This window comes from Chloracidobacterium sp. N, from assembly GCF_018304765.1.
GTDB classification, from domain to species: Bacteria; Acidobacteriota; Blastocatellia; order Chloracidobacteriales; family Chloracidobacteriaceae; genus Chloracidobacterium; species Chloracidobacterium aggregatum.
Window position 1 is genome coordinate 2,099,997 of sequence record NZ_CP072642.1, and the last position, 23,266, is coordinate 2,123,262.

Genomic DNA, 23,266 nt, shown 5'->3' on the forward strand with positions numbered 1-23,266 from the left:
CTACGCTTGCCCGTCGGGTTCAGACGCTGCGGCCGCCGTGGCTGCCAGGATGATGTCGGCGATGAACTGACGCTTGCCAGTGGGGTCAAAGGCCAGACTGGCGGCGACCAGACGGGTGTTGACCACCGTCATGTCGAAGACATCCCAGTGCGTGATGGCATCCGCATCGTCTGTGAAGTTGAGCGGACAGACATCAAGGATGCCGTCGGTTGGGTCATCCTCATCCAGGTAAAGCAGCGGAAACCCGTGGGTGCGGCACAGCACCGGCCGCGCCGGATAGACGGCACAGGCGCCATCCACCAGCGCCGGGCAGGGCACCGCCGCAGGCGTCGGCGCGGCTTCCTGTTCCTGTGCTGCTTGTGCCTGCTGACGCAGACGCGCCCGGGTTGGGGCGTCCAGACGGGACACATACTCGTGCAACGCGGCAGCTTCGATGGGCAGAACCGTCAGATGCTGCTGGCAGCAGCCGGTACAACCCAGGCGGCAGGTGATGGACGTTGGAAAACGCCGGCGCAGCACGGCGGCAAAACGCGCGATGTCCGCCAGCAACTGACGGTAGGCCGCCTGCGGTGCGGCTTCCGGTGAACATTCCGGTGAAGGCAGGGCTTCAGACATGTTGTGGATCGCCTTGTGGTTCTCCAACCAGCCGGCGGTAGGCCTCCCAGTAGCGTTGGCGGGTCGCCTCGATAATAGCATCCGGCAGCGCCGGCGCGGGCGGCTGCTTGTTCCAGTCAAGCGTTTCGAGGTAGTCCCGGACGAACTGCTTGTCAAACGAGGGCGGGCTGCCCCCCGGCGCATAAGCGACCGCATCCCAGTAGCGTGAAGAATCGGGCGTCAGGGCTTCGTCAATCCAGACGAGTTGCCCGTCGCCGTCCAGCCCGAACTCAAACTTGGTGTCGCACAAAATCAGTCCACGGGTGCGCGCATAGGCCGCGGCTGCCGTGTAGAGCGCCAGCGTCAGTTCCGCCAGCCGGCGGGTGAGTTCCGACCCAATCCGGTCAGCCATCTGCACCAGCGAGATGTTTTCATCGTGGCCGGTCGCCGCTTTGGTCGCCGGTGTGAACAGCGGTTCGGGCAGCGGGTCGGCCTCCCGGAGGCCCGGCGGCAGGGGATGTCCGCAGACCTGGCCGGTACGCTGGTAATCCTTCCAGCCGGAGCCGGCCAGATAGCCCCGGGCCACACACTCGACCGGCAGCGGCATGGTCTTGCGGACGAGCATCGCGCGCCCGGCGAGTTGGTCGCGGTAGGGCCGGACGGCGGCCGGAAAGTCCTCCGGGGCACAGGACAGCATGTGATGCGGCACGAAGTTGCCCAGGCGGTTGAACCAGAAGGCCGAAAGCGCCGTCAGAATCCTTCCCTTGTCCGGGATGGGGGTCGGCAGCACACAGTCAAAAGCCGAGATACGGTCAGTGGCGACGATGAGCAGCGTCTCCCCGAGGTCATAAACTTCGCGTACCTTGCCGGAGCGGAAGTGCGGAAGCGGGAGAAAACCAGTCTCCATCAGTGGCGGCAGGGGGCTGGGCAGCATAGGGCAATCAGGGAGGCCGGCTTAGGGCGCTTCAGGCAGATCAGGCGTCGTTTTCCGCGCCCGCACCCGGGCAAACAGCGGACGCCGCCAGCGGATGCGCGGGCGCACCCGCCAGCGTTCCCGCAGGGGGATGCGCGGCGCGGTTTCAATCCGGTCGCGGACGGCAACGTAGAAGTCCTTGAAGTAGTTCCACATGGACCACAGCGCCGAAATCACCACGATCCACAGCATGAGCCTGCCGGCGCCGTAGGCAATGATCCGCAGGGCTTCGACGCCAAAGGCTCCCTGCCACAGGGCGCGGAACGCCTGCTGCACGGCCGTCACGGACGAAGTACCCACCGGCAGCGGCGGCCGCCCCTCGTGGCTGCCCAGCATCAGGCAGGTAATGGCCACGACCTGGGAGAGCATCTTGAACTTGGCCATTTTGGAGGCGGCAATCGTCACGCCCTGCTGGGCGGCAATGCTGCGCAGACCGGAGACGGCAAACTCCCGGCCGATGATGATGACTACGGCCCAGCCTGGCGCGAGCTTGTTTTCGACGAGCGAGATCAGGGCCGCAGAAATGAGCAGCTTGTCGGCAATGGGGTCGAGCAGCGTTCCCAGGGTCGTGACCTGTCCCCGGCGCCGCGCCAGGTAGCCGTCGAGCAGGTCCGTCAGCGATGCGCCCAGAAAGAGCGTCACGGCAATCAACTGACGGGGCAGCCCAAAGACGGACTCCGAGACGCTCGTCATCAGCACGACCACCATGAGGGGGACGATGAAAATGCGCGAAACCGTCAGGGTGTTGGGCAGATTCATGGCCAGTCACCAGGGGCGCCGGGCGCGCCGGAAACCAAGCGACGCTTGCCGGTCAGGTGACCGGCAAGCGCAGGCTCACAACGGGTGTCAAAATAGCTTGAGACGAATGGTGAGGTACTTTTTCGGGTCCTGGCGAAAGTCTATCAGCAACTGGTTGGCCTGGGCAGAGGTTGCCGTCAGGTTATCGTAAAGTTGCGGATCGCGCAGCAGCTTTCCGGCTGAACCATCGCCGCGCTCCAGTCCGGCGAGAACGTTGTTGAGGCTGACCAGCGTCTGCTCGGCTTCGCGGTAGAGCTTGTCGTCGCGGAGCAAACGCCCGGCCGTGCCTTCCCCCCGCTCCAGACGGGTCATGGCATCTTCGAGCTTGGCGGATGTCCGGTCCAGCCGCTCCAGCACGGAGAGCACTTCCTGGTAGGCCCGGTCATCCGTGGCCAGTTTGCCAAGCGTGCCGCGTCCGTCGCTGATGTCCGCCAGCAACTTTTCGACGCGCCGCACCGAAGCGTCAAGATCGTCATACAGGCGGGGGTCATTGATGAGTCTGGCAGCCGTGCCCTGTCCCGTCCGCACTTCCTGCACCAGACGGGACGCCTCGGCTACGGTGCGCGTCAGGTTGTCATACAGCTCCGCGTCGGAAACGAGTCGTCCCACCGTTCCCTGGCCGCGATTGATCTTGTCGGCAATCTGCTTGAGCGAATCCGAAAGGGTTGTGAAGTTGGCCAGAATGTCATCGGCACCGGAGATGATCTGGCGGATGGTCGTCTCGGAAGCCCCACCAATCAGATCGCCATCCTTGACGGGAGCCGCAGCCAGTGTGCCGGGGGTGATGTCCACCACCTTGTCGCCCAACAGACCGACCGAACCCAGAATGACCTGCGAATCCTGCCGGACGCGCTCTCCGGCCGGCTTGCCGTCAATGACCGGATCGAGTGCGAGTTCCAGCTCCACGGTCTGGGCGGCATTCTGGTCCGGGGGGACGGGCAGCAGCACAATCCGCTGTACCTTGCCCACCTTGACGCCGGCCAACCGCACTTCCGCCCCCGGACGCAGACCATCCACATTGGCGAGTCGCGTGCGCACAGTGAGTTCCCGCCGGAAGGGATTGAGGTCGCCGCTGATGGTCAGAATGGTGGCAATGAGCACGCCGATGGCCACCAGGGTCATCAGTCCCACCCGCAAGTCGAGAATGGAGAGCTTTTTTTTCGCCATACACCGCTCCTGCGTGTTGTCCCGGTTCAGTCCAGCTCCAGGAACGTCCGAATGTAGGGGTCCGTCGAATTCCAGAAGGTATCGGCGTCCCCTTCCAGCAGGACCTTTCCGTGGCGCAACATGATGAACTGCGTGGAAGTGTCGGCCTGCCCGCGCGGGTTCTTCGCAATGACGACTTCGCCATCATCGCCAATGGTGGCGTGGTGGTCGGCCAACACCACGGCATCCTGAATCCGGTGGGTGACAAACAGCGAACTGACGCCTTCGAGGTCCCGCAGCTTGATGGCCAACTCGCAGATCGTGCGGGCCGTGGGCGGGTCCAGTCCGGCGGTCGGTTCATCGTAGAGGATAATCTTGGGATTGCCCACCAGGGCGCGGGCAATCCCGACGCGGCGGCGCATCCCGCCGGAAAGCTCGGAGGGCATCTTGTTGATGGCCTGTTCCAGGTTGACGAAACGCAGCATCCGCCGCACGGTTTCCTCGATTTCCTCCTCATCGGCACCCTGCTCGAACAGGCGGTAGCCGACATTTTCATACACCGAAAGGCTGTCAAACAGCGCCCCTTCCTGAAAGACCATGCCGATCTTCTGACGCATCACCGTCAACTGTGATTCGCTGAAGTCCGTGATGTCTTCGTTGTCCACAAAGATGCGGCCACTATCCGGCTTGAGCAGCCCCAGGACGAGCTTGAGCACGGTGGATTTGCCCGTCCCGGACCCTCCCATGAGAATCTTGGTTTCGCCCGGATGCACGCCAAAACTCACGCCGTCGAGCACCTTCTGCTCCCCAAACGCAAGGCAAACATCCCGGAACTCGATGGCGTATTCGCTCATCGTCCTCTCGGAGGGCAGCACGCCGCCTGGGCGCTTATGCCGTCCCGCTCAGCGTCAGAATCAGTCGGGTGAGGAAAAAATCCGACACCAGAATCAGCACGATGGAGACGACGACCGAAGTCGTCGTGGACTGCCCGACGCCAACCGTCCCCCCGCGCGTCCGCAGCCCACACCGGCAGCCCACCACGGCCACAATCAGACCAAACACACCGGTTTTGAGAAATGTCCCCAGAATGTCCTCGTAATTGAGCGCCTCGCGCGCCGACGACAGATACACCGACGACGGGATTTGCAACAGGGTTATCGCCACAATCAGGCCGCCAATGATGCCTACGACATTGGCAAAAATCGTCAGCACGGGCGCCATGGTGATGAGCGCCAGCAGGCGCGGCCGCACCAGCTTGCGGAACGGGTCCGTGCCCAGGGCGCGCATGGCGTCAATCTGCTCGCTGACACACATCGCCCCCAGCTCGGCAGCAATGCCCGAACCGGCGCGCCCGGCCAGCAGAATGCAGGTCAGGACGGGTCCCAGTTCCCGCAACAGTGACGTGGCCACCAGCCGCCCGGTGTAATTCTGCGCCCCAAAGGACCGCAGCGTGCCGGCCGTCTGCAAGGCCAGCACCGCCCCGATGAAAAAGCCGGCCAGCAGCACGATGGGCAGCGTGCCGAACCCAATCGAATCCATCTGGGCCACCGTTTCACGCCAGTAGCGCGGACGCCGGAATGGATGCCGCAGGGCGCGCCAGACAAGCAGGGTACTTTCCTGAAGCTCTACCAGAATGAGCAGAAAGAAGTTCACGGACGGCGGAACAAAACCGGGGAAATCATCAGCCCGCGACGGGTTTCGTTCAGAGACACCGCCGACAACGCCACTTTTACGGACGGAAGCCGTCCGGTGTCAAGCCTCCGGCAAGTCACAAGTTTTTGCATTCCGTACACTTTCCACCTCATGGTGCGCCGCCTTCACGAAGCCGAAGCCGCCTGCGCCGGGTAGGTCAGGCTGGGTTTCCCGGCGTGGTAGTCCTGCAACCGCCCTACGCTGAACTGGTCATGTTGCAGGGCATGGATGGCGCTGGTGACGGCAATGGCACCCGTAATGGTGGTGATACAGGGGACGTTGTACTGGATAGCCGCCGACCGGATGGCTTTTTCGTCAAAGTGTGACGCCTTGCCCAGCGGGGTGTTCACGATGAGGTCTATGCGCCGGCTGCGGATGAGGTCCACGATATTCGGGCGGCCTTCGTTGACCTTGAAGACGGGTTCAACCGGCAGACCGGCTGCCGCCAGCATTTCCTGCGTGCCACGGGTTGCCACGAGCTTGAAGCCCAACCGGTGCAGCCGCTGGGCCACTTTCAGGGCAGCCGGTTTGTCGCGGTTGTTGACACTGAGAAACACGGTTCCCGTACGCGGCAGCGGCACGCCAGCGCCGAGTTGCGCTTTCCAGTAGGCCATTCCGAAGCTGTCCGCCACGCCCATCACTTCGCCAATCGAGCGCATTTCGGGGCCCAGCACCGGGTCCACACCGGGAAACTTGATGAACGGAAACACCGGCGCCTTGATGAAGAAGCGCCCGACGGAGAGCATCGGCGGCAGGTTGAAATCCGCCAGACGGCGGCCAATCATCAGCCAGGCGGCAATCTTGGCTATTGGCACGCCGGTGGCCTTGCTTACGAAGGGCACCGTCCGCGAAGCGCGGGGGTTGACTTCCAGGACGTACACGATGTCGTCCTTGACGGCAAACTGGATGTTCATCAGCCCCACGACCCGCAGGGCGCGGGCCAACTGCCGGGTGTACTGCCGCATGACATCCAGATGCCACGGCTCAATCAGGTAGGTCGGCAGCACACTGGAGCTGTCGCCGGAGTGAACGCCGGCTTCCTCGATGTGCTCCTGAATGCCGGCAATACACACGTCTTCGCCATCGGAGAGCGCATCCACATCCACTTCCACGGCCGATTCCAGAAAGTGGTCAATGAGCACGGCGCGTCCCGGCGAAGCGCCCATGGCTTCCGCCACATAGGCGGCCAGGCTGGGTTCGTCGTAGGCAATCATCATCGCCCGTCCGCCCAGCACGTAACTGGGACGCACCAGCACCGGATAGCCAACCTGGCGTGCCACGGCGCAGGCCTCATCCACCGTGGTCGCCATCCCCGACGGCGGCTGGGGAATTTCCAGCTCCCGCAGCAGGCGGCCGAACCGTTCCCGGTCTTCGGCCAGGTCAATGCTTTCGGGTGAAGTGCCGATGATCGGCACGCCCGCCTGCCGCAGGCCATAGGCGAGGTTGAGCGGCGTCTGTCCGCCAAACTGCACGATGACACCGTCCGGCTGCTCCCGTTCGATGATGTGCATGACATCCTCGAAAGTAACAGGCTCGAAGTACAGCCGGTCGGAAGTGTCGTAGTCGGTTGAAACCGTTTCCGGGTTGCAGTTGACCATGATGGTTTCGTAGCCGGCTTCCTGCAACGCGAAACTGGCGTGACAGCAGCAATAGTCAAACTCGATGCCCTGCCCGATTCGGTTCGGGCCGCTGCCCAGAATGACAATCTTGCGGCGGCTGGTAGGCTCGGCTTCGCACGCTTCCTCGTAAGTCGAGTAAAGATAGGGCGTGTGCGAGGCAAACTCGGCAGCGCAGGTGTCAATGCGCTTGAAGACCGGACGAATGCCGCTGCGCAGGCGCCGGGTGCGCACGTCCGCCTCGCTACAGCCAATCGTGCGCGCCACCCGGCGATCTGAAAACCCCAGCCGTTTGACGTGCCGCAGCTCGGCATCGGGGATGTCTTCGAGCGTCCGCCCCCGCAGGGCGTTCTGGGCGTCGGCAATTTCCTTGAGCTGGTGCAGAAACCACGGGTCAATGGCGGTGAGTTCGTGCAGTTCGGCGCAGCCCCAGCCGCGTTCGAGCGCCATTTGCAGGTAGCGCACCCGTTCGGGGTTGGGCGTGATGAGATGCCGCCGCAGGTCGTCGTCATTGGTGTAGGTCGGCACGCGCGCCGCGCTGGCTTCCAACGACCGCAGTGCCTTCATGAAGGCTTCCTTGAAGGTGCGGCCGATGGCCATGGCTTCTCCCACGGATTTCATCTGCGTTCCCAGCACCGGCTCGGCCGCCTGGAACTTCTCGAAGGCCCACTTCGGAATCTTGACGACGACGTAATCGAGCGTCGGCTCAAAGCTGGCTGGTGTTTTGCGGGTGATGTCGTTGGGAATTTCGTCCAGGGTGTAACCGACGGCGAGCTTGGCGGCAATCTTGGCAATGGGAAAGCCCGTGGCCTTCGAGGCCAGCGCCGAGGAACGGGACACCCGTGGGTTCATCTCGATGACCCGCACCCGTCCGTCTCTGGGATTGACCGCAAACTGGATGTTGGAGCCGCCGGTTTCCACCCCGATGCGGCGGATGATTTTCAGGCTGGCGTCGCGCAGGGTCTGGTATTCGCGGTCGGTCAGGGTTTGCGCCGGCGCGACGGTAATCGAGTCGCCGGTGTGAACGCCCATCGGATCGAAATTCTCAATCGAACACACGATCACGATGTTGTCGGCGGCATCGCGCATGACTTCGAGTTCGTACTCTTTCCAGCCCAGGACCGACTCCTCGACGACCACTTCGTGAACCGGACTCAACGCCAGGCCCCGCTCGACAATCTGGTAGAACTCCTCGTCGTTGTAGGCAATGCCGCCGCCGGCCCCGCCCAGCGTGAAGCTCGGCCGTACGATGGCCGGATAGCCAATCGCCGCCCGGACTTCTTCCAGGTTGGTTTCCGGCGTCACGAACATGGCCTTGGTCATTTCGAGACCGATGTCTTCCATGGCGGCTTTGAACTGCCGCCGGGATTCGGCCAGCTCGATGGCGGCAATGTTGGCCCCGATAAGCTGTACTCCAAGGCGGTCGAGAACGCCGGTCTGCGCAAGCTGCATGGCCAGATTGAGCGCCGTCTGACCGCCGACGGTCGGCAGCAGCGCGTCCGGGCGCTCGCGCTCCAGGACGGCGGTGACGGCTTCCAGCGTGAGGGGTTCGATGTAGGTGCCGTCGGCCATCTCCGGGTCGGTCATGATGGTGGCCGGGTTGGAGTTGATGAGCACCACCTCATAACCTTCGGCGCGGAGCGCCTTGCAGGCCTGGGTCCCGGAATAGTCGAATTCACAGGCCTGGCCGATGACAATCGGGCCGGAACCAATGACGAGAATCTTGCGGAGATCAGTGCGTTTGGGCATGGGAACAAGCGGTCAGAGCCATTTCTTGCGCCGGAAAAACATGAGCATCCCGCCGACGATGCCAATCATGACCACCCAGAGAAACGGGTAAAACCACCACACCTTGAGTTCAGGCATATAGTCGAAGTTCATCCCATACACACCGACGATAAAGGTCAGTGGCATCCAGATGGTCGAAAAAATCGTGAGAAACTTCATCACCTCGTTGGTACGCCGGGAAGCCACAGCCAGGTGCGCTTCGGCGACGTTCGTCGCCAGTTCGATGAGCATGACACAGGTTTCTTCGAGCCGGACGGCGTGGTCGTACACATCCCGGAAGTAAATGGCCGTCTTGGCTTCAATGCAGGGCAGGTCCTCCCGCCGGCTGAGCCGGAGCAGCATTTCGCGCTGAAGCCCCATCAGCCGCCGCAGGGTCATCAGTTCCCGCTTGGTTTTGAGGACAGTGGGCAGAACATCCTGATCCTGCTCTGTGAAGATATGAGCCTCGATTTCCTGAATCCGGTCTTCGACCCCGGACAGCACGGGAAACACCTGATCGATCATGCGGTCCACGATGGCATGCAGCACCAGGTCAAGGTGCTGGTCCATCGTGGTATCGCGTGCGTCCACAATCTCGGCCACTTCTTCTACGGGCGCAAAGCCACGGTCATGAACCGTGACCAGAAAGCCGACGCCGAGATAGACCGCCAGGCGATTGGTGGCGCAGTGCCCGACGCCCGCCGTGGGCAACACGGTTTCATCGCTGATGCCGGCCACGCTCTGAAACATCATGAACAGGTAGTCTTCATGCTCATCAATCTTCGGGCGATGTTCTGGACTGAGGGCGTCTTCGACGGTCAGCAGGTGAAAGCCGAACAGCGTTGCCACCGCCTGAAGGGCCGCCGGCGTCGGCGCGGTCAAATCCAGCCAGAAGGCCCGTTGCCGGCGCATCTGCCAGCATTCACGCAGGACAGTTTCGGTGAGTTCCTCCGGCACAGGGCGCAACCCGACACCGTTGTGGATGCGCAGGGTGGCCGCCCGCCGGAGGTCGGCCATGGGGTCAGACACCGGCCGGTGCTCCCCGGTCAGGTGGAGGTTGTCAAGCCGCGTCAGACGGCTGCTCGTCGAGAGTTGCTCCATGGCTGGCGTCACCCTTCATCACTTGTCACGCGGCGCGATTCGAGCGTCGGGGTGGATTCATCATCCACAAGCGTTTCCCACCCAATGGCTGTAACGGAAGGTTCCATCGCCAGGCGGGCCGTAATGTCTTCGAGGCGGCGGGCTTCACTGGCCGTATTGCCGTCGCCGCTGAAGGTCGCTTCGAGGCGAACCTTGTCCGAACCCAGTAAGTCCACACTCCGCAGTGACTGCAACTTGAACTGACTGCGGGCAATCTCCTGGACGAGCAGCGGTCGGATGGTGGCCTGTTGGGAGTCGCCACACGTCAGCTCAATCTGGTATCGGGTTTCAAGGTCAGCCCCCTCGATGGGTTGCCGGTTGATGAGCCGCGCCAGCGGCCGCAGCGTCAGGTGTGCAGCCAGAACAAACATCGTCAGCAACACAGCTTCCAGCGGTAGCCCGGAGCCGGACAGAACACCAATGGCGGAAGAACACCACAGGGTCGCGGCGGTGTTGAGGCCGCGCACCGACGCCCCCTCTTTCAAAATCACGCCCCCGGCCAGAAAGCCAATGCCCGAAACGACCTGGGCGGCGACGCGGGTCGGGCTGGTGTCGGTTTTGTCCACCAGCGCCGGCAGCGCAACATAGGCCGCTGCGCCAATGGCCACGAGAGCATTCGTACGCAACCCGGCCTGTCGTTGCCGCCACTGGCGTTCCAGCCCGACGGCAGCACCGCAGAGCGCCGCCAGCAGGAGATGTCCCGCAAAAATCAACCAGGCCATGCCTGCCTCCCGATAAGCACGCGCGCTGCCTAGTGGGCTTCCGGTTGGCGCTCGCGGAGCAGGGCCATGACCTGCTTGATGTCTTCCCACACTTCGCGCTTTTTGTCCGGCGCGCGCAACAGATACGCCGGGTGAAACGTCGGCATGAGGGGGATGCCGTGGTAGTCCTGGAAGCGCCCGCGAATCTTGGAAATGCCACCCAGTTTGGGATCACCCAGCAACGCGCTTGCGGCTGAAGCACCCAGCGCGACGATAACATGGGGACGGATGACCGCCAACTGACGATGAAGAAAGCCCACACAGGCGGCCACTTCATCCGGTTCCGGCGTCCGGTTTTCCGGGGGACGGCACTTGACGACGTTGCAGATATAGACCTCCTCCCGGCGCAAGCCCATGGCGGCAATGATTTTGTCGAGCAACTGCCCGGCGCGTCCGACGAACGGCCGCCCGGTGGCATCTTCTTCCGCGCCCGGCCCTTCGCCGACAAAGACCACCGGCGCCCGGGCCGCCCCTTCGCCAAAGACGAGGTTGGTCCGACAAGCCGCCAGCTTGCAGCGTTGACAATCCCCCAGATCGGCGCGGATGGCTTCCAACGTTACGTCCGAAGAAACCGGCAGCGATGGGGGCGGGACTTCCTCAAACAACGAGTCCTGTTGGGGTTTGGGAGTGGTGTGGGCAGGCTGGTTGCAGTTCACCGGGGTTCTGGATAAAGTTTCGCCATCGTCTTTCGAGTGACTTGACGGTGTAAGCTGGCGGTGCGAGGAGGGGTCCATAAGCGGTTGGTGGCCACCACTTGGCCGTCCGGCGCCCGGAGACTCCACGGCTGAGGGCACGCCCAAGCTCGTATCAGCCGTACCAGGGAGTTCGGGTACGTGGGCACCGGGAACAACTGAAGCAGGATGCGATGCACTGGAGGGTGCAGGACTGGGTGGCGGCGAAGCTGCTGCATGCCCTGCACTGACAAAAGAAACCCCGTTCCCGGTCAGAAACCGAAGCTGGCGGGCAATGTCTTCCAGTAAGGCGTGGATTTCAGTTTCCGGTGTGTTTTTCACAGGCATCCCACTCCATACGATTTCTGCACAGGCTGGACAACTCGGCTTTGAGACGGAAGTCAGTTTGGAGTAATCTTGAGAAAAGTCTCACATGACACGGCGTAGCGTAGTCCACTGGGCCACAATCCACCAAAGGTTGCGACGCACGACACTTTTCTATGGTCTTTTGCCGGGCAACTTGTATATAAACCACCTACCCACTCGCTGGCTTCATTGACAAGCATCATGCTCGCTGTCGTCACAAACGCCGGTCTTTGCTTCCTGGAAGCAATGGCGTGTGGTCACGGTGAGAGCGCCAACGTGTCATGGGACTGACTGCCGTAGGTCCGCCAGCCGCCGGCGCTGTCCGTCAGGGGGGAAGACCAAGGGTACGATTATGGGTTTTTTCGACCGCTTTTTTGGCAAGAAAAAAGAAGAACCACCCAGCACACCGTCTCCTACCTACGTTCCACCGGAACCGCCACCGCTTCCGGCACCTCCGCCGCCCCGTCAGGAACCAAGGGAGCAAGTGCCACCACCGCCGGTCGAGTCGCGTTTTGAGACCCAGCCGCTGACGCCCCAACCGGTTCTGGAAACTCCTGCCCCGGCACCAGCGGCAGAAGCCCCCACCACGGCTCCCGCCGCCGAAGCAACGGTCTCTGAAGAATCCGCGGTCTCTGAAGAAACAGCGGATGCCCTGCTCCCTGACGCACTCGCGGAAGAAGAGGACTTCTCACTTTCAGAGCTGACCCCGGATACCCACCACACGGCACGGCCCCAGGCTGAGGAATCGCAGGATGTGTCAGCCGCCGGGATGATTGAAGTCGTTGGTGTCGGCACGCGGCTTGAAGTCACCCCTTCCGGCACGCGGGGACTGGACATCACGGATACCAGTTCTACGTTGGACGAAGCCGGGGCGGATGAGGCGGATTTCGATCTCGCCCTGGCGCGTACCGATGGCGACGGTCGGACGGAAGCCTCCCAGCTCGACGGACAGGCCGGCCTGCTTGCCATGGAGGGTGACGACGACCTGGAAGGCTTTGACGACGCCTTCGACCGCATTCTCGCGCAGGGCGAAATGGATGACCTCGGCGAAGACACCGAGCCGGCCGTTGCGACGGACCAGACCGAGGTGCGGACGCTCTTTTCCGAAATTGCCGCCAACTACATCCGTCCGGTCAAAGCCTTCATCATCGAGCTGAGGTCCGGTGCCGCCCGCAAGGAATGGCTCGAAATGTGCCAACCGGCCATCAGCAGCCTGGGCAAGTCCGCCTTGGGCATGGGCATGGAGGATGTCAGCGATGCCGTTCACGATTTTGAAGCGCTGCTCTCCGAAGCCCGGGCTTCCCGGGAAGGAACGGTCGGCGGCGAACTGCGGGAACGCATCCTGCAGAACTACCAGACGCTGACGGAGATGCTTCCGGCCACCTTTGTCATTGACGACACCACGCTTCAGTCCGAGGGCATGATCGTCAACTCGTTGCTGAAGCAAATCCCGGAAGTCGGAAAGGTGACGATTGACAAACTCTACCGGGCCGGACTGATCACCATCGAAAGCTTCCTCGTGGGGGCCAAGGAAGACCTGGCCGTGGCCACCGGGCTGCCGATCTGGCTGGCCGAAAAAATTGTCGAGAAGTTCAAGTCCTACCAGCAACAACTGGAAAGCGGTCTGGTTCAAAGCGGCAAGGATGGGCTGCTCAACCGGCTTGAGCAACTCGTGCGTGACCTCCAGGACGCCCACGAAGCCTACGAAATTGCCACGGCGGAAGAATCCAGCAACCCTTCGGCGGCCGAAGACCGACGGTTCTACCGTCAGGCGCGCCAGGAAACACAGCTTCAAATCAACGTTCTCCTGGCCGAGCTGGGAGCCGTCGAACTGGCCAATGAGATTCAGCGCCTTTCGTTCGAGAAGCGTATCGAGCGATTGCGGCGCTACATAGCAGATGAACGGCGGTCATGACGGCTTTGACAGCAACGGCCCTGTATTGGATTTCCAGACCATCCAGCGTGACGTGCTGGGGCGCAAGGGCGATGCGTCAGACTGCGCGACACGCCCCAACCACCATATTCAAAAAACGGCGAAAGGGGTTCCTCCATGCCTGAGTTCACCTTGGAAGAAGTCATCGAACGAGTAGCGCGCGGCGAATCGCTCGAACGTGCCGACTTGCGCGAACTCGACCTGGCAAAAGCCAACCTGGACAACGCCAACCTGCGGCGCGCCGACCTCGAAGGGGCCAATCTGGAAGAAGCCACACTGCGACGTGCCAACCTCGCCAGTGTCAGCTTGCGGGATGCGTTTCTCGTGCGGGCCAACCTCGAAGGCGCGAACCTCCGGGGCGCCGATCTGGAAAGTGCCAACCTTGAAGGGGCCAACCTCCGGGGTGCCGACCTGTCCCGGGCCAACCTCGAAGGGGCGAACCTCGAAGGGGCGGACCTGACCGGAGCACGCCTCCCCTCGGCCCAGTTGATAGACGCCAAACTGGGCGTGGCCACCCTCGAAAATGCGGTCTTCGCCAATGCTGACCTGCGCAACGCCTATCTGGGCGGTGCCAATCTCACGGCGGTTGACTTCCAGAATGCCATCCTGGAATCAGCCAACTTCGAGGAAGCCCTGCTGACCGGGGCCAACCTGCGGGATGCCGTTCTCCGGCGGGCGGCACTGCCCGGCGCTGACCTCTCCGGCGCCAAGCTGGAGCGGGCCGTTCTCGAAGGGGCCGACCTTTCCCAGGTGAGTCTGCTCGAAGCTGACTGCCGGCACGCTACCTTTCACGGTGCACGGCTCAAAGGGGCCAAGTTCAGCCGGACACACCTCTACGGCAGCGACTTCTCCATTGAGGTGGCAGACGGCGCCGAGGTGGATGAAGTGGATTTCAGCGTTGCCGGTGATGGCTCGCAGTTGATTCCGGCTTCGGCCCTGGCTGCCTTTCTCAACGGCAAAACCGATGGCGGAACGGCCTCTCCCCAGGCCGCTGCCGTGGCGGTGGCTCCCATCCCAACCAATCGCCGCTACTTCGGTCATGGAGACGTACTGCGGGATGCCTCGCTCGAATTCGATGCCGATTCCATCGTTGAAGTGGATGGACGCTTTTTGAAGTGCAATATCACGCTCGGTCAGGGTGCACAGCTCATCATTGGCCGCGAGGGACTGCTGGACGGCTGCCAGGTTCACGGGAGTGGCATCCTGGTGATTCACGGGCGGTTCACGTCTGAGGCCTCACCCGGCATCGATGGCGCGCGCCGCATCATCGTCGGTGCCACCGGCTGCCTCCGGGCAACCGTCAAACAGCCCGCAGGACATACCCACTTTGCCTTTGAACCAGGCTGCGTCCTGCGCCTCAAAACCGAAACGGCCTAAGCCTCACCGGAATCCAGGCAACCCGGCCGGGAACAACCCGACGCTTTCAACCCCTGACACCGAGGAAACGTCATGGCGGAGAAACTCACAATCGTTGAAGAAGGTAGTGAACTGACTGGCACACTGAAGTCCACCTGCGGTGTCACCGTCAGCGGCAAGGTCAGCGGCGAACTTCATGCGCCAGCGCTGGTGGTTGCCACCACGGGCGCCGTACACGGCACGGTCAAGGTGGAAAAGCTGCATTCCCAAGGTGAACTTTCGGGACGGATTGACGCCGACACCATCGAACTTTCGGGCCGCATCAACGACCAGACCACCATTACGGCCCGCTCCCTTGAAGTCAAAAGCTCAAGCGGCGAGCAACCAACGGCTCTTTTTGGCAACTGTGTCATCGAGGTCGGTGTTGATCCCAACGAGCCTGCCCTGCCAACCGCACCACCTGCCAAGGAAGGCAAAGGCAAGAAAGGGCAGCCGACACCCGAGCCGACGGGTGAATGACATTCGGCAAGTGACGCGAATATATCGGTCGGGCAAGCCTTGCCTGATAGGTGGTTCTCCGACACTTGGACTGCCGGCAAGGACACCCGACCAGTGGCACCCCGTGACTGTCAGGATTTGGCTTTAGCCATCCGGCGCTGTTTGGCTTCCAGAGCGCGGATGTACCGGCGCGGGTTCTTGTCGAACTTCGGTTTGCAGGCCGGGCAGCAGAAGTAATACCGCTTCCCCTGATAGTCGCTGTAAGCCGCGTCCGCAGGGTCTTCAACTTCATCCAGCATGATCGGACAGATAGGTTTGCCGGAGGGAGCGGTCGCCGCCAGCGGTGGCGGTTCGGCCTGTGCTCCAGTTTGTGCTCCGGTCTGGGGCAGGGCGGCAAAGGTTGCTCCGGGCAGCATCAGCATCGCACCAGCGAGCAGGCTGGATGTCAGAAAACGGCGAAACATAACTTCAGAAAACTCTCCTGATTTGGGTTTGGCACAACCGGCAGCCAACGGTTTGTGTAGCGCAGATTGAAGCTTTCCAAAGAAAAACTTTCTGTATGCCTAACCACGCAACATGGCCCACCCGGAAACCAGTCCGTGGCCGGTAACTTCCCCCAAAAGCAACCCAATCGCCCCACACAGGACACTGGCGACAACATATCCAACCGACCAGAGCGCACCGTGCTCGCGCCACACCGTTACGGTTTCGTATTCAAAGGTCGAGAAGGTCGTAAAGGCCCCCAGAAAGCCTGTGGTAAGCGTCAGCCGCAGCCACACGGGCATACCAAGGGCGTCTTTCAGCAAGGCCATGACCAGCCCAAAGAGAAAAGACCCCATGACATTGATGAAAAAGGTCGGAACGGGAAAACGGAGCGACCACGTTCCCAAAGCGGAAATGCTGATGACATACCGGAGCACCGCGCCCCCTGCTCCCCCAAGGGCAACGACGGCATAGCTTTTGAGAGAAGCCATCACACAAAACCTTGCAGGCGATTTCAGACACAAGGCAACCCCCGCAACGGCGCGAAGCGCTCGCCGGGGACAGCCAGAGTATCAGGAAAAACAATACGGCCGCCGTACGGTGGGATACCAGGTGCAGTTCAGCACCGTTCCCGGTTCGCCAGACGCGCCAGGGATTCAGATAACCTTCAGCAGCCGGAAAGGGACATCTCCGCCCCGGCGTCAACCGGTTCGCCGGCGTCTGTTTCCACGGCTGACGGACACAGTGGACGGGCAGCGTACTTCCCGTCTCCCGTAGCGACAATGTACCCCCAGGGGCAGTAGTGGTCATGCTCAAACACGTTGATCCACCCTTCAGCGGCTGCCTGGGGAATAAGACGCTTCTTGTTTTCCAGCAACTCAACCGGGTAGAGGTCGTAGCCCATCACCCAAGCAAAGGGAATGTGGGCCGTGGTGGGCAGGATGTCCGCCCAGAAAAACACCGTCTGCCCACCCGGCGCGACGACCCGGACACATTGCAGGAAGTCGTTGTGGCCGCGCACCGGAACCACCCACACGCCCGGTGACACCTCGGCTTCGCCCTCGATGAAAATGAACTTCCCGGCAGCGGCAATCGGCTCCCAGTCCTCTGGACGGTAACTGGCCCGGTCGCGTTCGTGCGGGTTGCGCGCATGCTCATATTCGGCACGCTGCACGACGTACCGCGCGCGGGGGAAGGTGGGACAAAGCTGCCCATCCGGTGCGCGGTAGGCATTGCCTCCAGCGTGGTCAAAATGCAGGTGCGTGTTGATCACCAGGGTGATGTCCTGCGGCGCAAGGCCCAACGCCGCCAGCGAGTCCGGAACGGTTGTTTCGTGGGCAATCCCGTACATTTCGATGTGCTTGGCCTGCCAGTTCGAGCCAATACCGGTATCCACCAGAATGGTATCGTGGGGCGTCCGTACCAGCAGCGTATTCAGCCCCAGCACAATCCGGTGCCGGTCATCGGGCGGCATGACCTTTTCCCAGAGCACACGCGGCACGACGCCAAACATGGCACCACCATCCAGGCGGAATGTGCCGTCCGAAATGATGTCGAAGCGAAAGTCACCGATTGTCAGGCCCATCCGGGATCCCTTCCTCCAAGCGTGGTCAATAGCCCCCAGCCGCACTAAATATACTGATGCCAACGACAAAGGCAGCACAAGCGCCGACGAGCAGGACAGGCACCAGAAACGCCAGCGCAGCCCCGGCCAACACGCCCCACCAGCGAAAATACAAGGTTACGAAGAGGATAATGGCCACGCCCAAGCCCGCCCCGCCAAAAAAAATGAGTTCGGTGATGATTTGCGGCACATAACTCAGGGCCGTGAACAGCACGAGAAAGAAGATGACTGTGCCGTAAGCCAGCGTTCCCAGAAAGCCAAGCACAAGCTGGATGAGGAAGCGCAGGTTCGGCCCTCCCCCTCCGGGAGGTGGCACGTGGCCATAGGGCGGCGGGGCCCCATAAGTTGGCAGAGGCGGGCGATCTGACATACAACCTCTCAGGTATGGGCAAACGGTTTTGAAAGCAACGCAACCGTCTCCCGAAACACGCGCGACATGATGCCCAACAGGGTGCTGCGCTCCAAGCGAAATGTGCCATCTGAAGTGATGCTGAAGCGGAAGTCACCAAATTGTTAGGCCCGTCCAGAATCCCTTCCTCCAAACAGGGCGAATATCCCCCGCCAAACACAAATATGCCGACGCCAAAGACCCCGTATGCACAAGGGCGATGAGCAGGAAGGCCGCCCAAAATGCAGGCATTGCCCCGGCCAATACGCCGCACCAGCGAAAACACAGGGTGAAGAAGCGATGACGGCAATCCCCACCAACCTACGACCGCCGAAGAAAATCAGCTTGGGAACGCTTTGTGGTACTTCATAAAAATGGTCAGGAACAGTAACTACCATGAGAAAAAGGGTCCGTGTGTGTCATGTTGTCTGTGCGTTTTGTGTTATGGGGGACAGTCCTTGTCAGGAACGGCGGCGGCTGATGCGCGCACCGTCAGCCAGCGCAGTGTAGTCTCAAGTGTGATAATGTCCAACCTGGAGGTGGAAAGATGAACACAGTGATTACCATTCCTTTGGATGCAGATACAGCGAGACTTTACCATCAGACTTCTGCTGACATGCAAAGAAAGCTTCAGTTATTACTTACCCTGTGGCTGCGCGACCTCATCGTATCACCGCGTCCCCTTCAGGTTGTCATTGATGAAATCAGCCAAAAGGCACAGGAGCGCGGTTTGACTTCCGAGGTTCTGGAATCCCTGCTCAATGGCGAATGAACCACGCTTTGTCTTTGATACCAATGTTGTTATCAGCGCGCTCCTGATGAGACAGTCCATCGCTCGTCAAGCTTTTGACAGGGCAACACAAACCGGCAAATTGCTTGTTTCACATGTGACCGTTGGAGAATTGAATGATGTCTTACAGCGCAAAGGGTTTGAAAGGTACATAACTGGGGAAGAACGGATGGAATTCCTGAGTGCTTTTGTCAGGGATGGCATTTTGGTGGAAATCGTAGAGCGTGTGGTGGCGTGTCGTGACCCCAAAGACGAAAAGTTCCTTGAACTGGCTGTAAATGGCAAGGCAGCCTGTATGGTAAGTGGTGACAAAGACCTGCTCGTTTTGCACCCGTTTCGCGGGACAGCGATTGTGACACCTCGGCAATTTGTGGAATTCCCGCTCTAAAGCACTGGCTAACCAGCCCTGGAGCCGATGCTGCCTGCGGCAGCGCGAAAAGGATGCCTCCGTAATAAGCGACTGTCCCCAGAAACCCCAACACCACCTGGAGTATAAACTTGGAGTATAAAAAGGGCGCTCTTGCCCACGATGTCAGCAGATTTGTCAAGTGGACTCAGTTGGTATGGTGGCTGTTGTCCGTGAGGCGGCAGAGGGGAATGAGAGAGGACATGGCAGCTCAGGAACGGGCAAACAGTTTTGAAATGAGTTCCATGACCTCGGCATAGCCACATGGCTTGCCTGATGACTGCTCAATGGCCTTGAGTTTCCGCGCCATCTGCAGGGTTGGGGCTTCCAGTTCCCCGAAAGCAATCTGAAGCGCCGTGTGCCGGGCGGCTTTGTCCTCCGGCGGAAGCTGGTTGACCCGGTCGTTGAGGTAGTTCACAAACAGACTCAGCATGGCTGCGGCCGTTTCTGCCATCGTCTGCATAGCCTGCTGCTGCTGCTTGAGCAATTCGGCCAACTGCCGCGTCCGGCGGCGGTAAATGTCGGCCTCAGCCGCGATTTCGGGCGCCGCATAGGCGTTCTGGTCAAAGTTGACCGGCGGCAACTCCTGGGTGATGCGCCGGTACTTGCCGGAGACATACTCCTTGAGGATGGCGTCCGATTCCGTCACGCCACGAATCTGAAGCTGCTCCTGCAACTCATGCCGGTAGCCAAAGACGCTGCGCAGGTAATCCTGAAGATCAGGGCGCTCCATGGCCCCCAGCTCCAGCAGCAGAAGGCGCAGAAAGTCTTTGTCCTCTACCAGCCGCGCCAGCCGTTCAAGACGCTGGCGGTACTCGCCGACCAGAAAGCGCGTGAGTTTTTCTCCAAGTTCGGGCTGGAAATGGGCCACCCGCTGACTCTGCTCAAACGCCAACAGCAGCTCCATGTCGTTGATGAGCGAGAGCAGCAGTTCACCAGCGATGGCGTCTTGGTCTGGATGAAAAGACTCAGGAACTCCCATAAACGTCGCGCAAGCAGCAGCCTTTTGAGATTTGGCACCGGGCTCGAGGGGATTGGTGACTACTTGGACTTGATGACCGTCCAATAGTAATCGTATCGCGGTAAAATTGCACCGACATCTTCAATGACGGCACAGCGCCGCAGCCACGTCTCCGGCGGAAACACATAGGGGTTGTTGGCCCAATCCGGCGGAAGGAAGTCCCGGACGGCGCGGTTGGGTGTTCCGTAACCTGTGACCTGCACGATTTCAGCCGAGGCCTGTGGTTCGAGGACGTAGTCAATGAACTGTTCTGCCAGCTCCGGGTGGGCCGCATTGACCGGAATGGCCAGGCAGTCCACGGCCCGCGTCCCGCCTTCCTGCGGCACAACAAAGGCAATGTTGGGATTCTGGCGCGCAGCTTTGGCAATCTGACCGTTGAACCCGTGGACCAGCCAGGCTTCGCCATTGAGCAAAAGCTGCTCAAACGTCGCGCTGTCGTAGGTTTTGACCAGCGGCTTCTGCGCTGCCAAGTCACTAGCCGCGCGCGCAATTTCCTGCTCATCCTGGCTGTTGGGCGAAGCGCCGCGCCGGCGCAGGGCCGCCGCAAAGCACTCCCGCTGATCATCCAGCATGGCAATACGCCCCCGGTAGCGGGCATCCCATAGTGCGTCCCAATGCTCCACTGGCTCTGGCACTTTGTCGCGCCGGTAGCCAATGCCGGTGACGACAAAGGTGTAAGGCACGGTGTAGCGGTTGTCGGGATCGTAGGGCGCATGCAGGAAAGCCGGATCGAGGTGGTGCCAGTTCGTCAACCGGGACCGGTCAATCGGACGCAGCAAGCCCTGCCGGATGAGCACGCCCGCCATGTAATCGCTCGGAACGATGAGATCGTAGCGGGCCACCCCGGTCTGAAGCTTGGCCAGCAAAGCCTCGTTCGAGTCGTAGGTTTCAACCGCGACCCGGCAGCGATACCGCGTCTCAAAGTCGCGGAGCAGCTTTTCCGAGGTGTAGTTCGACCAGATGTAGATATGCAGGGTCGTGGCGGCCGCCCCGTGCGGCGTCGGACCGACGGCCACGACGAGCAGTCCCAGGCAGGTCGTGCCCAGGCTGACGCGGCCCCACCGTGGCAGGCGCTGAAGCCGCTGCACGAGCTGCGCCGTCCCCACCACCCCCACCGTCAGGATGAGCAGCAGGCTGGCAGCGGCGTTGATTTCCGGCGATACCCCCGTTTTCATTTTCGAGTAGAGCAGCACCGGCAGCGTGGTGACGCCATCCCCAGCGACGAAACTCGTCACGATGCAGTCATCGAGCGACAGGGCAAAGCACAGCAGGCCGCCGCCGACCAGCGCCGGCAGCAACCAGGGCAACGTCACATGCCAGAAGACCGCCGCCGGCGTCGCCCCCAGGTCGAGCGCCGCATCGCGCCACCGTTCGTCAAAACCAGCCAGCCGCGCCCGGACGATGAACACGACATACGGCGTACAGAAGGCCACGTGGACGATGAGCACCGACCAGAAGCCCAGCGGCCGCCCAAGTTGCGCCAGCAGCGCCACCGAAGCAAAGCCAACCACGACTTCCGGGGCGACAACCGGCAGGTACAAGAGCCACTCGATCCAGGTCTGACCCCGGAACCGGTGCCGGCCCAGCGCCAGAGCCGCTGCCGTTCCCAACACCAGGGCAATCAACGTGGCAGAGAGCGCCACGCGCAGACTCGTCTGGATGGCCGCCAGAAAGGCCGGGCTGCGCAGTACCTTCACGTACCACGCGCCGACAAAGCCGGCCTCGAAGTTCGCCGCCGGCGCCGCCGTGAGGGAAAGACAGAGAAGCACCAGCAGCGGCACATAAAGATACAGATAGACCGCCCCCGCCACACCTTTCAGGCCCGTGGCTCCCCAGCCGGGGCGTGGTGCGTGATGCCGATTCATCCACAACGCGCGCCGGGGCCGGAAAGACATGGCTTGCCAGGGACTTCGGACGCTACTCGTCAGGCCGCTCCGGGACCGGCTGACGGATGACGGCGGTGGTGGACTGATTCTCGATGACGCCAATCTTTTCCAGCAGCTTGCGTTTCACCATGGCGTCGTAGATTTTCCACTTCGAGCGCATGAAGTCTTCGTCGTATGTCCCCGACAGAAAACCGATGGGAATCTCAAAGCCACCGGCCTCGTGCTTGCCGCCGCCGTAGTAGTTCCCGTTGGCGTCACGACCGAGCGCCGACTTCAGGAACTGATCCGGGTTGAGGGTGACTTTCGAGGTGCGCAGGCTTCCGATGATGACTTCGCGCTCGCCTTCCTTGGTGATGATGCCATAGACCACGGCCGTGTGGATGTTCTCCTCGGTCAGCAGGAAATCAGCCGCCTGCGGGATGGCATCCCGGTCCTCATACCGGACGTAGCCCACCCCGGCAATGCTGTAGTTGTCGCGGACGATCCGCTTCTCCAGCGCCAGGTTGATGATGTCAATCGCCCGCTTCGACCGCTTGACGTTCAGAATTTCACTCAGCAGGGTCGCATCCACGAACTGCGACAGGTAGCCGGCCGCCTGAAAATCACTTTCCCGCGCCCGAATCATCCCGTTGGTTTCCGTGCGGATGGCATGCATCAACGCCGTGGCGAGCCGTACGTGCTGGGGATTGTTCTTTTCGAGCGGGAAGGCATCCCGCAGATATTCGGCATAGATCGTCGCCGTGGCGCCAACCTTGCGGATGTCGGTGAAGACGGCGTCAATGAGTCCCTGCCGCTCGTGGTGGTCCACAATCACTAGGGGCTTGACGCCGGCTTCGCGGAGCTTGCTGGTGAGGGTCGTGGTCGTGCCCTGGTTGTCAATGAAAATGCTGGCGCGATACTGCTTCAGGTCAATCGTCGGGTCGTAGTGCAGCAGTTCGATTTGCAAAAGCTGGACGAGCGCCAGGTTTTCCTGATGGCTGATAAAGCCGTCATAGACGATGTCCACCGTAATCCCGAAGGTGGCGGCAATCATCTGGTGGGCAAGCGCCGAAGCAATGGCGTCCGGGTCGGGAAAGTTCTGAATGGCGACGATGTGGCGCTCACCGCGACAGGCGTCCAGCGTGGCGATCAGCTCCAGCACCGGACGCCGTTCATGATACCCACTCGTGCCATTGACAGATTCCTTCCCCTCGCGGCGGGGCAGTTCAACTTCCATCACTGATGCCGGAACGAGACTCAGGGAAGCCGGTTCCGCTTCCACCTTCTCGGCCGCAGCCGTTTTTTCGCGTCCTGCCGCAGCACTTTTCTCGCGTGACATATTCAATGAACCTTTCCAAGTCCTGCCGAGTCATTTCTT

22 protein-coding genes are annotated in these 23,266 nt (G+C 61.4%); 5 read left to right on the top strand and 17 right to left on the bottom strand.

What is annotated here, in order from left to right:
* The 10 genes from J8C05_RS08750 to J8C05_RS08795 form a co-directional block, all read right to left on the bottom strand.
* A complete protein-coding gene (locus J8C05_RS08750; protein WP_211421835.1) occupies nucleotides 1-615 on the bottom strand; it encodes a YkgJ family cysteine cluster protein in 615 nt (204 codons plus the stop codon).
* Nucleotides 608-1,528, bottom strand: coding sequence for a phosphoribosylaminoimidazolesuccinocarboxamide synthase (locus J8C05_RS08755; protein WP_211421836.1), 921 nt, complete (start codon nucleotides 1,526-1,528; stop codon nucleotides 608-610). Before J8C05_RS08755 ends, J8C05_RS08750 begins: the two co-directional genes overlap by 8 nt.
* Before the next feature lie 21 nt (nucleotides 1,529-1,549).
* Complete coding sequence (gene pgsA, locus J8C05_RS08760) at nucleotides 1,550-2,326, bottom strand: CDP-diacylglycerol--glycerol-3-phosphate 3-phosphatidyltransferase (RefSeq protein WP_014100273.1); 777 nt, start codon at nucleotides 2,324-2,326, stop codon at nucleotides 1,550-1,552.
* Nucleotides 2,327-2,413: 87 nt separating this feature from the next.
* Nucleotides 2,414-3,532 carry an MlaD family protein gene (locus tag J8C05_RS08765; protein ID WP_211421837.1) on the bottom strand — a complete coding sequence of 373 codons (1,119 nt, stop codon included), beginning with the start codon at nucleotides 3,530-3,532 and terminating at the stop codon, nucleotides 2,414-2,416.
* 26 nt (nucleotides 3,533-3,558) lie between these two features.
* Nucleotides 3,559-4,365: an ABC transporter ATP-binding protein gene (locus tag J8C05_RS08770; protein ID WP_211421838.1), complete on the bottom strand. Its 807-nt coding sequence runs from the start codon at nucleotides 4,363-4,365 to the stop codon at nucleotides 3,559-3,561.
* Nucleotides 4,366-4,399: 34 nt separating this feature from the next.
* Nucleotides 4,400-5,164, bottom strand: coding sequence for an MlaE family ABC transporter permease (locus tag J8C05_RS08775; RefSeq protein ID WP_211421839.1), 765 nt, complete (start codon nucleotides 5,162-5,164; stop codon nucleotides 4,400-4,402).
* A 164-nt stretch (nucleotides 5,165-5,328) separates the two neighbouring features.
* The gene (gene carB, locus J8C05_RS08780) at nucleotides 5,329-8,568 is read right to left on the bottom strand and encodes a carbamoyl-phosphate synthase large subunit (protein ID WP_211421840.1); all 3,240 of its coding nucleotides are present in this window, start codon (nucleotides 8,566-8,568) and stop codon (nucleotides 5,329-5,331) included.
* Nucleotides 8,569-8,580: 12 nt separating this feature from the next.
* Nucleotides 8,581-9,687 (bottom strand): magnesium/cobalt transporter CorA, encoded by a 1,107-nt coding sequence (corA, locus tag J8C05_RS08785; RefSeq protein WP_211421841.1) that lies wholly within the window; start codon nucleotides 9,685-9,687, stop codon nucleotides 8,581-8,583.
* Between the two features lie 8 nt (nucleotides 9,688-9,695).
* Nucleotides 9,696-10,448 (bottom strand): MgtC/SapB family protein, encoded by a 753-nt coding sequence (locus tag J8C05_RS08790; RefSeq protein ID WP_211421842.1) that lies wholly within the window; start codon nucleotides 10,446-10,448, stop codon nucleotides 9,696-9,698.
* 29 nt (nucleotides 10,449-10,477) lie between these two features.
* Nucleotides 10,478-11,221, bottom strand: coding sequence for a uracil-DNA glycosylase (locus J8C05_RS08795; protein WP_246840687.1), 744 nt, complete (start codon nucleotides 11,219-11,221; stop codon nucleotides 10,478-10,480).
* A gap of 655 nt (nucleotides 11,222-11,876) precedes the next feature.
* Here J8C05_RS08795 and J8C05_RS08800 point away from each other — a divergent pair.
* From J8C05_RS08800 to J8C05_RS08810, 3 genes are all read left to right on the top strand, one after another.
* The gene (locus J8C05_RS08800) at nucleotides 11,877-13,439 is read left to right on the top strand and encodes a hypothetical protein (RefSeq protein ID WP_211421843.1); all 1,563 of its coding nucleotides are present in this window, start codon (nucleotides 11,877-11,879) and stop codon (nucleotides 13,437-13,439) included.
* A gap of 135 nt (nucleotides 13,440-13,574) precedes the next feature.
* A complete protein-coding gene (locus J8C05_RS08805; RefSeq protein WP_211421844.1) occupies nucleotides 13,575-14,834 on the top strand; it encodes a pentapeptide repeat-containing protein in 1,260 nt (419 codons plus the stop codon).
* Between the two features lie 72 nt (nucleotides 14,835-14,906).
* On the top strand, nucleotides 14,907-15,332 hold the full coding sequence (locus J8C05_RS08810; RefSeq protein ID WP_211421845.1) for a bactofilin family protein: 426 nt from the start codon (nucleotides 14,907-14,909) through the stop codon (nucleotides 15,330-15,332).
* A gap of 110 nt (nucleotides 15,333-15,442) precedes the next feature.
* Here J8C05_RS08810 and J8C05_RS15480 read toward each other — a convergent pair whose 3' ends face one another.
* The 4 genes from J8C05_RS15480 to J8C05_RS08830 form a co-directional block, all read right to left on the bottom strand.
* Nucleotides 15,443-15,775 (bottom strand): YHS domain-containing protein, encoded by a 333-nt coding sequence (locus J8C05_RS15480; protein ID WP_246840688.1) that lies wholly within the window; start codon nucleotides 15,773-15,775, stop codon nucleotides 15,443-15,445.
* Between the two features lie 99 nt (nucleotides 15,776-15,874).
* Nucleotides 15,875-16,285, bottom strand: coding sequence for a fluoride efflux transporter CrcB (crcB, locus tag J8C05_RS08820; protein WP_211421846.1), 411 nt, complete (start codon nucleotides 16,283-16,285; stop codon nucleotides 15,875-15,877).
* Between the two features lie 176 nt (nucleotides 16,286-16,461).
* Nucleotides 16,462-17,379: an MBL fold metallo-hydrolase gene (locus J8C05_RS08825; protein WP_211421847.1), complete on the bottom strand. Its 918-nt coding sequence runs from the start codon at nucleotides 17,377-17,379 to the stop codon at nucleotides 16,462-16,464.
* A gap of 25 nt (nucleotides 17,380-17,404) precedes the next feature.
* A complete protein-coding gene (locus tag J8C05_RS08830; RefSeq protein WP_211421848.1) occupies nucleotides 17,405-17,788 on the bottom strand; it encodes a hypothetical protein in 384 nt (127 codons plus the stop codon).
* Between the two features lie 565 nt (nucleotides 17,789-18,353).
* On the opposite strand from J8C05_RS08830, the gene J8C05_RS08835 reads away from it, so the two are divergent.
* Both J8C05_RS08835 and J8C05_RS08840 read left to right on the top strand, forming a co-directional pair.
* Nucleotides 18,354-18,578 (top strand): hypothetical protein, encoded by a 225-nt coding sequence (locus J8C05_RS08835; protein WP_211421849.1) that lies wholly within the window; start codon nucleotides 18,354-18,356, stop codon nucleotides 18,576-18,578.
* The gene (locus J8C05_RS08840) at nucleotides 18,568-18,984 is read left to right on the top strand and encodes a putative toxin-antitoxin system toxin component, PIN family (RefSeq protein WP_211421850.1); all 417 of its coding nucleotides are present in this window, start codon (nucleotides 18,568-18,570) and stop codon (nucleotides 18,982-18,984) included. The genes J8C05_RS08835 and J8C05_RS08840 overlap by 11 nt, the downstream gene beginning before the upstream one ends.
* Before the next feature lie 229 nt (nucleotides 18,985-19,213).
* Here J8C05_RS08840 and J8C05_RS08845 read toward each other — a convergent pair whose 3' ends face one another.
* The 3 genes from J8C05_RS08845 to J8C05_RS08855 are packed head-to-tail and all read right to left on the bottom strand — an operon-like array spanning nucleotide 19,214 to nucleotide 23,227.
* Nucleotides 19,214-19,984, bottom strand: coding sequence for a hypothetical protein (locus J8C05_RS08845; protein ID WP_211421851.1), 771 nt, complete (start codon nucleotides 19,982-19,984; stop codon nucleotides 19,214-19,216).
* A 59-nt stretch (nucleotides 19,985-20,043) separates the two neighbouring features.
* Nucleotides 20,044-21,918 carry an extracellular solute-binding protein gene (locus tag J8C05_RS08850; protein ID WP_211421852.1) on the bottom strand — a complete coding sequence of 625 codons (1,875 nt, stop codon included), beginning with the start codon at nucleotides 21,916-21,918 and terminating at the stop codon, nucleotides 20,044-20,046.
* 22 nt (nucleotides 21,919-21,940) lie between these two features.
* Nucleotides 21,941-23,227 carry a DHH family phosphoesterase gene (locus J8C05_RS08855; RefSeq protein ID WP_211421853.1) on the bottom strand — a complete coding sequence of 429 codons (1,287 nt, stop codon included), beginning with the start codon at nucleotides 23,225-23,227 and terminating at the stop codon, nucleotides 21,941-21,943.
* Nucleotides 23,228-23,266 lie beyond the last annotated feature (39 nt).